The sequence below is a fragment of the Nitratireductor sp. StC3 genome (genome assembly GCF_003015025.1).
Taxonomy (GTDB): Bacteria; Pseudomonadota; Alphaproteobacteria; order Rhizobiales; family Rhizobiaceae; genus Mangrovimarina; species Mangrovimarina alexandrii.
In genome coordinates this window covers 23208-36889 of sequence record NZ_PYBP01000006.1, presented here as the reverse complement: position 1 = coordinate 36889, position 13682 = coordinate 23208, and the positions used below count along the sequence as shown (strand labels likewise).

The window sequence follows — 13682 nt, the reverse complement described above, 5'->3', positions numbered from 1 at the left end:
TCCCATGACAGACACAGGCGTCGGCGCGTCTCTCCCGCGCAAGGAGGATGACCGCTTTCTTCACGGGCGCGGCCGCTACCTCGCGGATATCGAGATGCCGCGCATGCTGGACGTGGCGTTCGTGCGCAGCCCGCTCGCCCATGCCGAGATCGTGGGGATCGACAAACCGGAGGATGCCGGCGAGCGGGTCTTCACCGCCCGCGACATGGACGGCGTCGCGCCGATCCGGCCCACCTCCAACGTGGCCGGACACCGGATCGTAGGCAGCCCGCCAATGGCGCTGACCCGCGTGCGTTTCGTCGGCGAGATCATCGCCGCCTGCCTCGCTCCGAACCGGGCGCAGGCCGAGGATCTGGCCGAGCGGGTGGTCCCCGACCTGAAGGAACTGCCCGTGGTGGCCTCGATCGACGCGGCGATGGCCGAGGGCGCGCCGCTCGTGCACGCGGACTGGGGCACGAATCTATCGATGGAAACCCGCTTCGACAGCGGCATCGAGGAGCAGGTGGCGCGCGCCACCGTCCAGGTGACACGCACGCTCGACATGGCGCGCCAGGCGATGGTGCCGCTCGAGGGCAAGGGCGCGCTCGCCCATTACGATGCCCGAGACGGCCAGCTCGTGGTCTATTCCTCCACCCAGTCACCGCATATGATCCGCAACGCGCTTTGCCAGTGCCTCGGCCTGCAGCAGCGTCAAGTGCGGGTCGTGGCGCCTGATGTCGGCGGCGGCTTTGGCTACAAGGCGATCCTGCATCCCGAGGAGGTGATCGTCGCCTGGCTGGCGCTGCGGCTGAAACGGCCGGTCCGCTGGCTGGAAGACCGGTTCGAGCACCTGACCGCCGGCGCCAACGCGCGCCAGCATCGCTACCGGATGACGGCGCATGCCGACGATCGCGGCCGCATCCTGGCGCTGGACGCGGTGCTGACCACCGATGCCGGCGCCTATTCGATCTGGCCGCACACCAATGGCTTCGACGCCATCCAGGCAAGCGGCATCCTGACCGGCCCCTACGATATCGGCGGCTACCGGGTGCGCACGATGACGGTTGCGACCAACAAGCCGCCGCTCTCGCCCTACCGGGCGGTCGCGCGCCCCGGCGCCTGCTTCGCCATGGAGACCCTTGTCGACGCCGTGGCGCGTGCGGTCGGCCGCGACCCGGTCGAGGTGCGGCTGGAAAATCTCGTGCCCGCCGCGGCGATGCCCTACAAGGCGATCACCGGCAAGGAATATGACAGCGGCGACTATCCGGCCTCGCTGCGCCGGGCGCGCGCGATGGTCGACGCGGTGTCGGCAGATGCCGGACCCGACAGGCTGATCGGCACCGGCTATGCCGTCTATACCGAGCACACAGCGGTCTCCACCGCCACAATCTCCCAGATCGGCGTGCAGATGATGCCCGGCTTCGAGCAGGTCGCCGCGCTCATGCAGCCGGACGGCAGCCTCGAGATCCGGGTCGGTGTGCAGTCGCACGGGCAAGGCATGGAGACGACGCTGGCGCAGATCGCGTCGGAGGTGCTGGGCATAGACCCGCAACGCGTGTCGGTGCGCCATGGCGATACGGCGCTTTCGCCCTATTCGACCGGCACCTACGCCTCGCGCGCCATCGTCATGACCGGCGGTGCGGTCGCTGCCGCCGCCGACAAGCTTGTGTTCAAGCTCAGGGAGATCGCCGCGCACATGATGCAGTGCACGGCCGATGATGTGCGGTTGGAGGCCGGCGAACTCGTCGGGCCGGGCGCCTCGATGACGATCGAGGAAGCAGCCGTGATCTGGCATTTCCGTCCCTTCGACCTGCCCGAGGAGCTTTTGCGCGACGGGCTGGAGGTCACCGGCGGCTATCGGCCCGACGGAGACCGGGCGCCCTTTGCCTATGCCGCCCATGCCGCGCGGGTGGCGGTCGACCCGGAACTGGGAACCGTGGAGGTGCTCGACTATGTCGCGGTCGACGATTGCGGCACCCGGGTCAACCCGATGATCGTCGACGGCCAGGTGCTGGGCGGCGTCGCGCAGGGGATCGGCACGGCGCTGTTCGAGGAAGTGCCCTTCGACGACCAGGGACAGCCGCTTGCAACCACGTTTGGCGACTATTCGGTGCCGGCGGCGAGCGAGATCCCGATGATCCGGCTCGACCATATGGAAACGCGCTCGCCCTATACGCGCTTCGGCGTCAAGGGTGTCGGCGAAGGCGGTGCCATCGCCCCGCCGGCCGCCCTGGTCAACGCCATCAACGACGCGCTTCGATCCACCGGGGCGGAGCTGTGCGCGGTGCCGGCCACGCCGCGCCGGGTGCTGCAGGCGATCTTCGATGCCCAGGACCGCGCCGCCGGCAAGAAGGAGGCCGCGCGATGAAGGCTCCCGCGTTCGCCTATCTGCGTCCCGTCAGCATTGCCGAGGCCGTTGCCGCGCTCGCCGAAGGCGCTGGCGGTGCGCGGATACTCGCCGGCGGCCAGTCGCTCGTGCCGATGCTCAACCTGCGCGTCGCCTTCGCCGAAACGCTCGTCGATATCGGCGCGATCGCCGACCTGCGTGCCGTCTCGGACGAGGGCGAAACCGTGCTGATCGGGGCCAGCGTCACCCACGCCACGCTCGAGGACGGCGCCTCGGGCGATCACTGGCGCGGCATGCTCGCCTTCGTCGCCCGCGACATCGCCTATCGCGCCGTGCGCAATCGCGGCACGCTGGGCGGTAGCCTTTGCCATGCCGACCCCGCCGCCGACTGGCCGGTGGCCATGATGGCGCTCGGCGCCACAGTGCAGCTTGCCGGCCCTGATGGCGAACGGGCGCTGGCAAGCGAGGATTTTTCCGTCGACGTTTTCACGACGGCGCTCGAAGAGGACGAGATGCTGACCGGGATCCGGTTGCCGAAACTGTCGCCTTCGGCCCGCTGGTCCTACCGCAAGATGCGCAAGAAGGCCGGGACCTTCGGCGAGGCGATCGCGGCGGTGGTGCACGATCCCGCGCGCGGCTTCACCCGCGTCGTCGCCGGCAGCAGCGCGGTCGGCGGGCCCTGCCGGCTGGAGGCCCTCGAAGGGGCTGTCGCGTCCGGAAGCCTGGCCGCGGAGGCAACGATCCGCGCCGCGCTTGCTGAGCGCGAGCCCGATCTCGACCGCTACGAGATGCAGATCCATGCCACCTGCCTGCGCCGTGCCATGAAGGAGGTTTCGTCGTGACCACGCTTTCGCTTACCGTCAACGGCGAGCCGGTGCGCGCCGAGATCGATCCGCGGCTCAGCCTGGCCGATTTTCTGCGCGAGAACCTGGCGCTGAAAGGCACGCATCTCGGCTGCGAGCATGGCGCCTGCGGGGCCTGCACGGTGGTGGTGGACGACATGCCGATGCGCTCCTGCATCACGCTGGCGGCGTCGTGCGAGGGCGTGCGGGTCACCACGGTCGAAGGTTTCGACGACGACCCGGTGGTCACCCGGCTGCGCCAGGCCTTCCGCGACGAGCACGCACTTCAATGCGGCTATTGCACGCCGGGCATGCTGGCCACGGCGCGCGACATCGTGCTGCGCCACGACCGGCCCGATACCGAGCAGATCCGCGCCGAGCTCGCCGGCTGCATCTGCCGCTGTACCGGTTATCGCGGCATCGTCCGCGCGATCGCGCGTGTCATCGAGACCAAGAGCCAAGCTACCGCGGCGAAAGCCGGAACCACCTAACGAGAGGACGGTATGGATTTTTCATTTTGCGCATTGCCACGGCAGACCGCGGCCGAGGTCATCGAGATGGTGCAGCGGGCCGAGGATGCCGGCATCCCCATGGTCTGGGTGCCCGACGAGACCTTCATGCGCGACCCGTACGTGCTTTTGGGCGCGATCGCGGCCAAGACGACCACGATCCGGCTCGGGGTCGGCATCGCCAATCCCTATACGCGGCACCCGATCCAGATCGCCCGGGCCGTGGGCACGGTAGCGGATCTGTGCGAGGGCCGCGTGGTGCTGGGCATCGGCGCGGGGCTGAAACCGACACGCAAGGCGATGGCCGCGCCGGACGGGGACTTTACCGAAACCACCCGCGACGCCATCGTGGCGATGAAGGCGGTGCTGGCGGGTGAACATCATTCAGTGGCAAACGACGTCTTTCGTTTCGACAACGCGCATATGGAGTTCAAGCCGAAGAACCCGGTCGACATCTATGTCGCCACCACCCATCCGCGCGCTTTCCGCATGGCCGGCGAGGTCGCCGACGGCGTGATCGTCGGCAATGTCGGACGCCCCGAAGCGATGAGGACGGTGACGGGGTGGATCCGCGAGGCGGCGGCCGCCGCCGGCCGACCGGAGGACGACGTCAAGATCGTGGCCTGGAACTTTGCCCTTTGCGGCGAGGAGAAATCGGCCATGTACGACACGATCCGGCTGATCACCGCGCGCACCATCGCCAATTCGCACAGCAAGGTGACGGGGATCCTGGGGATCGACAAGGACGAGGTCGAGAAGATCCGCGCCGTCATGCGCGGCGGCGCGGCCAAGGTCGGACCGGACCTGATTCCGGACGACTATATCGACCGGATCGCGGTGATCGGCTCGGCCGAGGAATGTCGGGCCGGCATCCAGGACCTGGCGGCGGCGGGAGCCGATATTTTCGGCCTGCGTCCGAGCCTCGAGGTGCTCGAGCGGTTCGACTACGAGGCGATGGTGCACCGGCTGTGGGGCGCGGTGCGCTAGCCGGGGCCCGGCGAACCGAAATCCTCGGGCCGGCCGGATCGTCGGCCGCGAGGACGCTTCACTCGTACGTTCTTGCGACGACCGCCCTGTTGAAACAGGGCGGTCGTCGCAAGACCGGCTTGAGCTACCGCGCCAGTTCGAGCACGGCGTCGAGCAGCACGTTGGTTCCGGCGGCCAGGTCTTCCGGCGAGGCGTATTCGTTGACGTTGTGGCTGATGCCGTTCCGGCACGGCACGAAAACCATCGCCGTGGGCACAACCTGGGCGACATTGGCGGCATCGTGCAGCGCGCCGCTGGCGATCTTGCGATAGGCGTAGCCGCGCCGCCGGGCGCCGGCCTCGAGCGCGCGAATGCAGCGTGCGTCGAACTGCGTCGGCGAAACCTGGATCCGCCGGGTGACGGCTGCCGTGCATCCGGATTTGGCGGCGAGGGTTTCGCAGATCGCGCTGCATCTGGCGGTCAACTCGGCCAGCGTTCCGGCGTCGGGGTGGCGGATGTCGATCACGAAGGCGGCTTCGCCGACGACGGTGCTCGGCCCATCGGTGGCGGTTGTCAGACGGCCGACGCTGACGCGGGCCGCCGGGCCGCATTCCAGACCGGCCTCGTTGAGCGCCGCCAGCATCCGGGCGGCCGCCAGCAGCGCGTCCTGCCGGTGATCGAGGGGCGTGGTGCCGGCATGGGCGTCGGTGCCCGAAACCCTCACGTCCAGCCAGGTCAGGCCCTGGACGGAGGTGACGATGCCGACCTGCTTTTCCTCCCGCTCCAGCACCGGTCCCTGCTCGATATGCAGTTCGAGGAATGCCGCGAGCGGGATTTTTTCCGAAGAATTTCCGAGCCAGCCGCGCAGCCGCGCCTCGTCGTCGAACAGCATGCCGTCGGCGGCGCGGGTGTCGGAAAGCGCGTCATCCGTCAGCAGTCCGGCATACCAGGCCGAACCGAGCAGGCCCGGCGCGTAACGCACGCCCTCCTCGTTGGTCCAGTTGACCACAGCCAGCGGCGCGGCGGTCGCGACGCCCGCGTCATTGAGCGTCTCCACCGCCTCGAGGGCTGCCAGCACGCCCGAGACGCCGTCGAAGCGGCCGCCGTGCGGCTGGGTGTCGAGATGGCTTCCCGAGGCGACGATGCCGCGCGCGGGATCGCTGCCGGGGCGGATCGCGACCATGTTGCCGGCGCGGTCGATTTTCAGCTCGAGACCGGCGTCGCGGCACCAGGACGCCAGCAGGGCGCGCGCCTCGGCGTCCTCCGCCGTCATCGCCAGACGGCAGGACCCGTTGCCGGCGATCGCCCCGATCCGGGCGATTTCCATGTGGCGTGCCCACAGCCGATCGGCGTTGATGCGCAGCAAGGGCAGGGCATCGTTGGCAATTTCGGTCAAAGCGTTTTCTCCCTGCGCCCGCTGACGAGCTGAGAAATCATCACCGCCAGCACCAGGGCGCCGCCGTAGAAGAGATCGTGCACATAGGTGCGGAAGCCAAGAACCGAAAGCCCGTTAATGCCCGTCACCAGGAAATAGACCGCGATCACCGATCCCCACGCGTTGAAGCGGCCCGGCTTGATGCAGGTCGCGCCGAGAAAGGCCGCGGCGAAGGCGGGCAGCAGCAAGGTCGTTCCGGAGTTCGGATTGGCCGAGCCGGTGGTGCCGGTATAGAGCATGCCGGCAACCGCCCCCATCATGCCCGACGCGGCGAAGGCGATCATGCGCACGCGCCCGACCGCCACGCCGGTGAGGCGGCCGACCTCGCGCCCGCGCCCGGTAAACAGCAATTGCTGCCCGTAGGCGGTGTAGGAAAGCACGTACCAGACGATCGCGGCCAGCGCGACCGCGTAATAGAAGCTGATCGGGATGCCGAAAATCCGGTGTATGATCACGTATTGCATCAGCATGCGCGAGACGCCGCTGATCGTCTGGCTGTCGCTCATCCACAGCGTGATGCCGTGCAGGAACGTTCCCACCCCGAGCGTGACGATCAGTGAATGGACGCGAAAAAACAGCACGATCGTGCCGTTGACCACGCCGACCAGCGCGCCGGCGGCGAGCGCGATCGGAATGATGTAGACGAGCGGCACGCCCAAGCGCGCGCTCAAGATCGCGGTCAGCATCGACACGAAAGTCAGGGTCTGGGCGATGGACAGGTCGAAGTCGCCGGCGGTGAGTGGAATGATCAGGCCGAGGGTGACGATCACCAGCACGGCTTCTGAGCCGAAGATGCTGGAGAAGTTGGACCAGGTCAAAAATGTCTCCGGGCGCATGGCGCCGAAGAGCGCGATGACGGCCAGCCACACCAGAACGAGCCCGAACCGCTCGACTTGATAGCCGACACTAGACTGACGCATGAATTCTGCTCTCCCCGTAACACGCCGCCTCGATGGACGATTTCGTGACCGCCGCCCCTCGCAGCTCCGCCTTGACGCGGCCGCGCTCGAACACAAGCACCCGGTGGGCGATCATTTCGAGCTGTTCGAACTCCGATGTGGCGCAGAGGATGGCCGCGCCCCGGGCGCAGGCTTCCAGCAACCGATCGTAGATCTCCCGGCGCGCGCCGACGTCGATGCCCTGCGTGGGCTCGTCGAGCAGGATCAACCTCGGGTCGAGGCGCAGCCATTTGGCAAGCAGCAATTTCTGCTGGTTGCCGCCCGACAGTTCCGAGGCCGCCTGCTGCGGCGACTGCGCCTTCACAACGAAGCGGCGCATCAGCTCCGCCGTTATCGTCCTGTTGCCGCGATGATCGATCCGCAGGCGACCGCCACCCTGCACCGTCGCTGGCAGCATGGCGTTTTCGGTCAATGTGAGATCGAGCGCCAGGCCCGCCTTCTGACGGTCGGCGGGAATGAACACGATTCCGGCCGCGACCGCCTCGGCCGGCTTGAGGTGGCGCAGTTCGTGGCTTCGACCGCCCATTGAGAGCCTGCCTGCCACCGCCGCCGACGCGCCCGACAGAAGATAGGGGACCTCGTCGTAACCCGAACCGATCAGCCCGGTCAGGCCGAGGATTTCGCCGGGCGCGACCCTTAGGTCGAGATCCTCGACGAACCGGCCGCGCAGCCCGGCTACCGACGCCGCCGGAGGATCGCCGGAGGGCGGATCGCCGACGAGCCTGGCCTGGCTCATTGAGCGGCCGACGATCGCGGCGACGATTTCGGAGCGGTCGGTGCGGCCGGTTTCGAAACTGCCGATCACCTGGCCGTCGCGCAGCACGGTGGCGCGGTCGGTAATCTCCATTACCTCGTCGATGTCGTGCGAGACGAAGATGATGCTGACCCCGGACTGTTTGAGCCGACGCATCATGGCGAAGAGTTCGCGAACGTCCTCGATCGGCAGGAAGGGCGTCGGTTCGTCCAGAACCAGAAGTCCCGGCGTGGCCTGCTCGTTGTGCGAGCCGACGCGGTCGGCCGCGCGGATGATGGCGAGCTGGGCGCGCTTAACCGGCGTCAGCTCCTCGACCGCGGCCCAGGGATCGAGGTCGAGGTGGTGCTCCGCAAACAGCCGGCGCGCCCGCGCGGCTTCCGCGGGCCAGTTGATGAACCAGGACGCGACCCGCTCATGATCGCCGGCGATCAGGTTTTCCAGCACCGTGGCCTCGGGCAGCAGGCCCAGATTCTGGTGGACGAAGGACAGTCCGATACGCTCGCTGCGACCGGGCGGAATCGGCAGCGGAACCGGTTTTCCGTCGATCTCGAGCGTGCCCCCGTCCGGCTTGTGAAAGCCGGACAGGATCTTGATCAGCGTGGACTTGCCGGAGCCGTTCTTGCCGAGAAGCCCATGGATCTCGCCAGGCATCACGGCAAGGTCGGCGCCCGAAAGCGCGTGGACCCCGCCAAACGACTTCGACAGTCCCCTGATCGCCAGCCTCGGAGGATGCCGCTCGTTCACTCAGCGAGCTGCCACAGCTTCCGGTAGCCCGCCACATAGGCGTCGCCGTACCCCTTGGCCGCGTCGGCCGGCTCGCCGACCTCGCCGATATTGTCCGCGTCGAAGACGCGCAGCGGAACCTTGGAATCGCGGATCGTTTCCTTGCCGCACAACAGACGCATCTCGGCGTCGAGCATGGCGTGCGCGATCCAGTCGAGGTTCTCGCCGATGTCCATCTCCACGTCGCCGGCGCGGATCAGGTCGAGCACGAAGGGCGTACCGTTGAAGGTGGCGACCTTGACCTGGTCGGTGCGGCCGGCGATGGCGATCGCGGGCGTTACGAAACTCGACATGCTGTCATAGATCGGGATCACGTAGTTCAGCCCGGCATCGGCCTGCAGCGCGCCGGCGACGGTCGGCTGGATCTTCGTCGCCCAGTCGGTGATCGGCACGTTGACGATCTCGTATGTGCATTCCGGGCAGCGCGTGTCGAAGGCCTCCTTGAGGCCGCTGACGATCGAATCCGTTGACAGCGCCTCGTTGGACACCAGAACCAGCGCATTGGTCTTGCCGCCGGTCCGGGCGATCGTCCAGTCGGCCATCAATTCGCCGGCCTTGCGGTAGTCGATCGCTACTGCGGCATCGACGCCGGCGGGCGCGTCCTGCTCCAACCCGGTCAGGTGCGAGGTGACGATCTTGACGCCCGCGGCCTGGGCCTGGGCGACCTGAGGCTCGAAGAAACGCGGATCGGCGCCGGCGAGCAGGCTCACCAGGTCGTAGCCATTGTTGGTGGCGTGCTCGATGCCCTGGATCCACTGGGTGGGATTGCCTTGGTTTTCCCACTCCATGTGCTCGAAGCCGAGCTCGGCGGCGAGCTTGCCCTTGTGATCGCTGATCGTCTTGATGAACGGGATCGAGCTGGAGGCGGGTATCGTGAAGATTTTCTTGCCGGCCATGCAGGATTTGGCGTCGAACGGTTCGCCCGGCGCCTCAAAGTCGGGAATGCCCGAATAGGCTTCGATATTGGCGCGCGCCTGGTCGACGCCGTCCTGTGCCGCGGCGGGCAGCAGGTTGGCGAGGACGAAGGCGGATGCGAGGCCGGTCAGTGTTTTCAGGCGTGTCATGCCATTCTCCCTTGTTACGCGTTGGATCCCCTTTGACCTCGAGACGGGCTCATGCGAGCCGCATCGCGGGTCGTCTCCTTTTGCGGGCCTGACGGTCCTGGCAGCCGGCAGGCCCGGGTCCGCTCCGCGCCTAGGCGCGGCCGGCGCGCAGCGCCCGCGTCGCAGCCTCGTCCACGCCTTGTCCGTCCACGACGACGCCGTAGTCGGCGCGCGCCGAGGCGGCATCGATCAGGCCGTCGAGCATGTCGTCGAGAACAGCCTGCGGTTCGCGTTCCAGCGGGTCGCCGTAGCCGCCGCCGCACGGGCCATAGGCGGTGATGCGATCGCCCTTCGAAAGCTGCCGATAGGGTAGTTTCGAGGGCAGCTCGACAGTGGCGCCGCGCGCCTGAACCAACTCGACCTTGGCCGGCGATCCGTCGGCGCCGCCCAGAAACCCCCAGGGATCGAAGCGCTGGCCGTCGCCTTCGATCGAGACTGCGCCGTCCTCGAGCAGTTCGAACGACCGGATCGAGCCGATGCCGCCGCGCGAGGCGCCCGGTCCGGCGACGTTCTCGCGCAGTTCGTAGTTCAGCACCCGCAGGGGCAGATGCGATTCGATGTCCTCAATCGGGTTGTTGCGCGTGTTGGCGTAGAGCGTGTCGACGGCGTCCATGCCGTCCTTGCCGTAACGGCCGCCATAGGCGCCCTCCATGATCTCCATATGGACCCAGGGCGCGTTGTTGGTGACACCGCTGAACGCCATCACCCGCAGATTGCCGATCCCGGCGCTGACCTGTTTTGGAACGGCCGGCGCGATCGCCTTCATCACCGTGTCGGCGACGGCGTTGCCGGGGCAGAAGCGCGCGATGACCGGGGCCGGGAAGGTCGGGTTGGCGAGGCAGCCTTCCGGCGCGTGGATCGTGATCGGCCGGGTCAGGCCGCTGTTTTGCGGGATCGCCCCGTAGACGTCGCTGTCGAGCAGGATCGAGCGCAGCGTCAGCCACACGGCACAGTCGACCGTGCCGACCAGCGGCATGTTGATCGGCTTGTTCGGGGTCTGCGGTGCGGTTCCGGTCAGGTCGACATGGATATCGGAGCCGGAGATCGTCAGCGTCACCTCGATCGGCAGGTCTTTCAGCGCGGGGTCGGGACTGTCGACATAGCCGTCGATGAAGGTGCGGGCGTTGTAGCGTCCGTCGGGAATGTGCGCGATGGCGTCGCGCATCAGGTTTTCGGAATAATCGAGCAGGTCCTCGTAGGCGCCGGTGACGGTGTCGAGACCGTATTGGTCGAGAAGCGCGGAGTAGCGCTCCGCACCGATCCGCGCGGCGGCGACCTGAGCCTCCATGTCGCCCACGACGAGGTCGGCGATGCGGATATTGCTGCGCAGGATCTGCCAGACCGGCTCGACCTTGCGGCCGTCCTCGTAGACGCGCACCGCCTTGAACTGGAGCCCTTCGGCGTAGGTGTCGACCGCGTCGACGATACCGCAGCTTCCCGGCGTCAGCGCGCCGATGTCGAGATGGTGCGCGGTCGTCACCGAAAAGCCGGCGAGCTCCTGGTTGTGGAAGATCGGAACGACGAAACCGACGTCGGGGCCGTGCGAGGCGCCGCCATAGGGGTCGTTGTGCATGAACACGTCGCCGGGTTTCACCTGGTCGCCGCGATGTTCCAGTTCGCGCAGAATGCCGGCGATGTAGCCGGGAATCGGGCCGGACTGGAGCGGCGTGCTCATTGTGCATTCGCAAAGCTGGCGGCCGGTCGCGTCGGTCAGCGCGGCGCCGAAATCCTCGCTTTCGCGGATGATGCTCGAATAGCTCATGCGCATGAGCTTGTGGCCCATCTCGATGGCGATGTTTTCCAGCGCCCCGTGGATGACCGCTGCGAGGAAGGGATCAACGCGTGTTTGCATCTTTCTGTCCCCCTTCAAGCCTGGTTGTCGCGCGTCATGCGCACATTGCCGTGCCGGTCGGCCCAATAGGTCCAGCCGGGCGGTACCACGGTCGTGGTGTCTGTCTGAAGCAGGATCGCCGGGCCGGCGAACTTGCGCTCGACCGGCAGCGAGTTCCGTTCGATATGCGGCGTGTCGTGGGTTTCCAGCGCGTCGTCGACGCGGAACACGCACCGTCCGGCGCCGACCTGCTTCGGCTCCGACGACACCGCGTAGGCCGGCGGTTCGGCGAGCTTGTCCACCGTGCCCAGGCCGCGCAGCTTCACCGTCACGATCTCGATCGGGCTCGCCTCGAAGGCGTGGCCGTATTCCTCGCGGTGGCGGTCGTGGAACGCCTGCCAGACCTGGTCGAGCGCGGCGTCGGAAAGCGGGCCGTCCGGCACGTCGATCTTCAGTTCGTATCCCTGGCCGACATAACGCAGATCGGCCTGGCGCAGCATCTTGATCTTGTCGGACGGCACCCGGTCGCGTGCGAAGATCGCGCCGAGTTCGCGCTCCATGTCGTCGTAGAGCGCCTGCAGCCGGGCGATGTCGAGCGCGCCCTTGACCGCGAACGCGGTTCTGAGCGCGTGATACTCGAGATCGGCGGTCAGCAGGCCGACCGCGGAGGTGATGCCCGGATGCGGCGGGATCAGCACGTTTTTCATGTCGAGCATGGTCGCCACCTCGGCCGCGTGCAGCGGTCCGGCACCGCCGAAGCCGCACAGCGTGAAGTCGCGCGGGTCGATGCCCTTCTGCACGGTGCGCGAACGAATGGCGTTGGCCATGTTGCTGTTGAGCACGGTGAGGGCGCCTTCCGCCGTCTCCTCGGGCGTGCGGCCAAGTTTTTCGGCGAGCTCGCCGATGACGCGCGCTGCGGCCTCGGCGTCGAGCGCCATGCGCCCGCCGAGGAAATTGTCGGCGACCAGCCGGCCGAGCACCAGGTTGGCGTCGGTGACGGTGGGAACGGTGCCGCCGCGTCCGTAGGCGGCCGGGCCCGGATCGGCGCCCGCGCTCTGCGGTCCGACGCGAAAAGCCTTGCCGCGGTCGATATGGGCGATCGAGCCGCCGCCGGCGCCGACCGTGTGGATGTCGATCATCGGCAGCATCACCGGGAAATCGGCGATCTTGGCGCTGCGCGCGTCCGCTTCGGCCAGCCGCCCGTCGCGGATGATGCCGATATCGGCGCTGGTGCCGCCGATATCGAGCGTCACCAGCCGGTCGGTGCCGGCATGCGAGCCGACCCAGGCACCGCCGCGCACGCCGGCGACCAGGCCGGACAGCAGGGTGGTCGCTGGGCGTTCGGCGATCATTTCAGGTGTCGCCAGCCCACCGCTCGAGGTCATGACCCGCAATTCGCCGTGGACGCCGATCTCGCGCAGTTCGTCGGAGAGCCTGCTGACGTAGCGCCGCACTTTCGGTCCGATGAAGGCGGACATCGCCGCGGTGGTGAAGCGCTCGAACTCGCGAAATTGCGGCGAGACCTCGGCCGAGGTGGTCACGAACACGTCGGGCAGGGCGGCGCGCACGATCTCGGCGGCGCGCCGTTCGTGCGCGGGATTGACGTAGGAGAACAGGAACCCGACCAGGATCGCCTCGACGCCGGCCGCGCCCAGGTCGCGGGCGGCCTCGGCGACGGCCTCCTCGTCGAGCGGAACGAGTTCGTTGCCCTTGGCGTCCAGCCGCCCGGCCACCGTCTTGCGGAAGCGGCGGCGGATCAGGGGTCGGCTCTGCCAGGGCAGATCCTGCATGATCGAATAATGCTGGGGACGCTGGTGGCGCCCGATATGGAGAATGTCGCGAAAACCCTCATTGGTGATCATGCCGGTCACGGCGCCGTCGTGGACGAGCATCGCGTTGGTGCCGACCGTGGTGCCGTGGAAGATGGCGTCGATTCGGCCCGGTTCGGTACCGGTGAGTTCGCAAATACCCCTGACGCCGTTGATCACCCCTTGGGCCGGATCGCTGGGCGTGGAAGGCGTCTTGTGGATGGTGACGTCTCCCTTCGCCAGATCCGCCAGGATCAGATCGGTAAACGTTCCGCCGACGTCGACGCCCAGTGCAATCATTCCTGCCTCCACAAGTCCTGGAGGCAACATTGATCCATTTGGATTGAAATGGCAAGTTGAATCCAA

10 protein-coding genes are annotated in these 13682 nt (G+C 67.5%); 4 read left to right on the top strand and 6 right to left on the bottom strand.

Annotated features, from left to right (window positions below):
- The first annotated feature begins 4 nt into the window (after positions 1 to 4).
- Genes C7T96_RS14120 through C7T96_RS14105 form a run of 4 tightly spaced genes read left to right on the top strand, consistent with a single transcriptional unit; the run spans position 5 to position 4664 of the window.
- Positions 5 to 2347, top strand: coding sequence for a xanthine dehydrogenase family protein molybdopterin-binding subunit (locus tag C7T96_RS14120; protein ID WP_106571889.1), 2343 nt, complete (start codon positions 5 to 7; stop codon positions 2345 to 2347).
- On the top strand, positions 2344 to 3168 hold the full coding sequence (locus tag C7T96_RS14115) for an FAD binding domain-containing protein (RefSeq protein ID WP_106571888.1): 825 nt from the start codon (positions 2344 to 2346) through the stop codon (positions 3166 to 3168). The genes C7T96_RS14120 and C7T96_RS14115 overlap by 4 nt, the downstream gene beginning before the upstream one ends.
- Complete coding sequence (locus tag C7T96_RS14110; RefSeq protein ID WP_106571887.1) at positions 3165 to 3659, top strand: (2Fe-2S)-binding protein; 495 nt, start codon at positions 3165 to 3167, stop codon at positions 3657 to 3659. Before C7T96_RS14115 ends, C7T96_RS14110 begins: the two co-directional genes overlap by 4 nt.
- Before the next feature lie 12 nt (positions 3660 to 3671).
- A complete protein-coding gene (locus C7T96_RS14105; protein WP_106571886.1) occupies positions 3672 to 4664 on the top strand; it encodes an LLM class flavin-dependent oxidoreductase in 993 nt (330 codons plus the stop codon).
- 124 nt (positions 4665 to 4788) lie between these two features.
- Here the strand turns inward: C7T96_RS14105 and C7T96_RS14100 are convergent, their stop codons facing one another.
- The 6 genes from C7T96_RS14100 to C7T96_RS14075 form a co-directional block, all read right to left on the bottom strand.
- Positions 4789 to 6039 carry a Zn-dependent hydrolase gene (locus tag C7T96_RS14100; RefSeq protein WP_106571885.1) on the bottom strand — a complete coding sequence of 417 codons (1251 nt, stop codon included), beginning with the start codon at positions 6037 to 6039 and terminating at the stop codon, positions 4789 to 4791.
- Positions 6036 to 6998 carry an ABC transporter permease gene (locus C7T96_RS14095; protein ID WP_106571884.1) on the bottom strand — a complete coding sequence of 321 codons (963 nt, stop codon included), beginning with the start codon at positions 6996 to 6998 and terminating at the stop codon, positions 6036 to 6038. Before C7T96_RS14095 ends, C7T96_RS14100 begins: the two co-directional genes overlap by 4 nt.
- Positions 6985 to 8535: a sugar ABC transporter ATP-binding protein gene (locus tag C7T96_RS14090; RefSeq protein ID WP_106571883.1), complete on the bottom strand. Its 1551-nt coding sequence runs from the start codon at positions 8533 to 8535 to the stop codon at positions 6985 to 6987. Before C7T96_RS14090 ends, C7T96_RS14095 begins: the two co-directional genes overlap by 14 nt.
- Positions 8532 to 9638 (bottom strand): sugar ABC transporter substrate-binding protein, encoded by a 1107-nt coding sequence (locus C7T96_RS14085; RefSeq protein ID WP_158264376.1) that lies wholly within the window; start codon positions 9636 to 9638, stop codon positions 8532 to 8534. Before C7T96_RS14085 ends, C7T96_RS14090 begins: the two co-directional genes overlap by 4 nt.
- A 130-nt stretch (positions 9639 to 9768) precedes the next feature.
- Entirely contained in the window at positions 9769 to 11529 is a 1761-nt protein-coding gene (locus tag C7T96_RS14080; RefSeq protein ID WP_106571881.1) for a hydantoinase B/oxoprolinase family protein, read from the bottom strand.
- Between the two features lie 14 nt (positions 11530 to 11543).
- Positions 11544 to 13616, bottom strand: coding sequence for a hydantoinase/oxoprolinase family protein (locus tag C7T96_RS14075; protein ID WP_106571880.1), 2073 nt, complete (start codon positions 13614 to 13616; stop codon positions 11544 to 11546).
- Positions 13617 to 13682 lie beyond the last annotated feature (66 nt).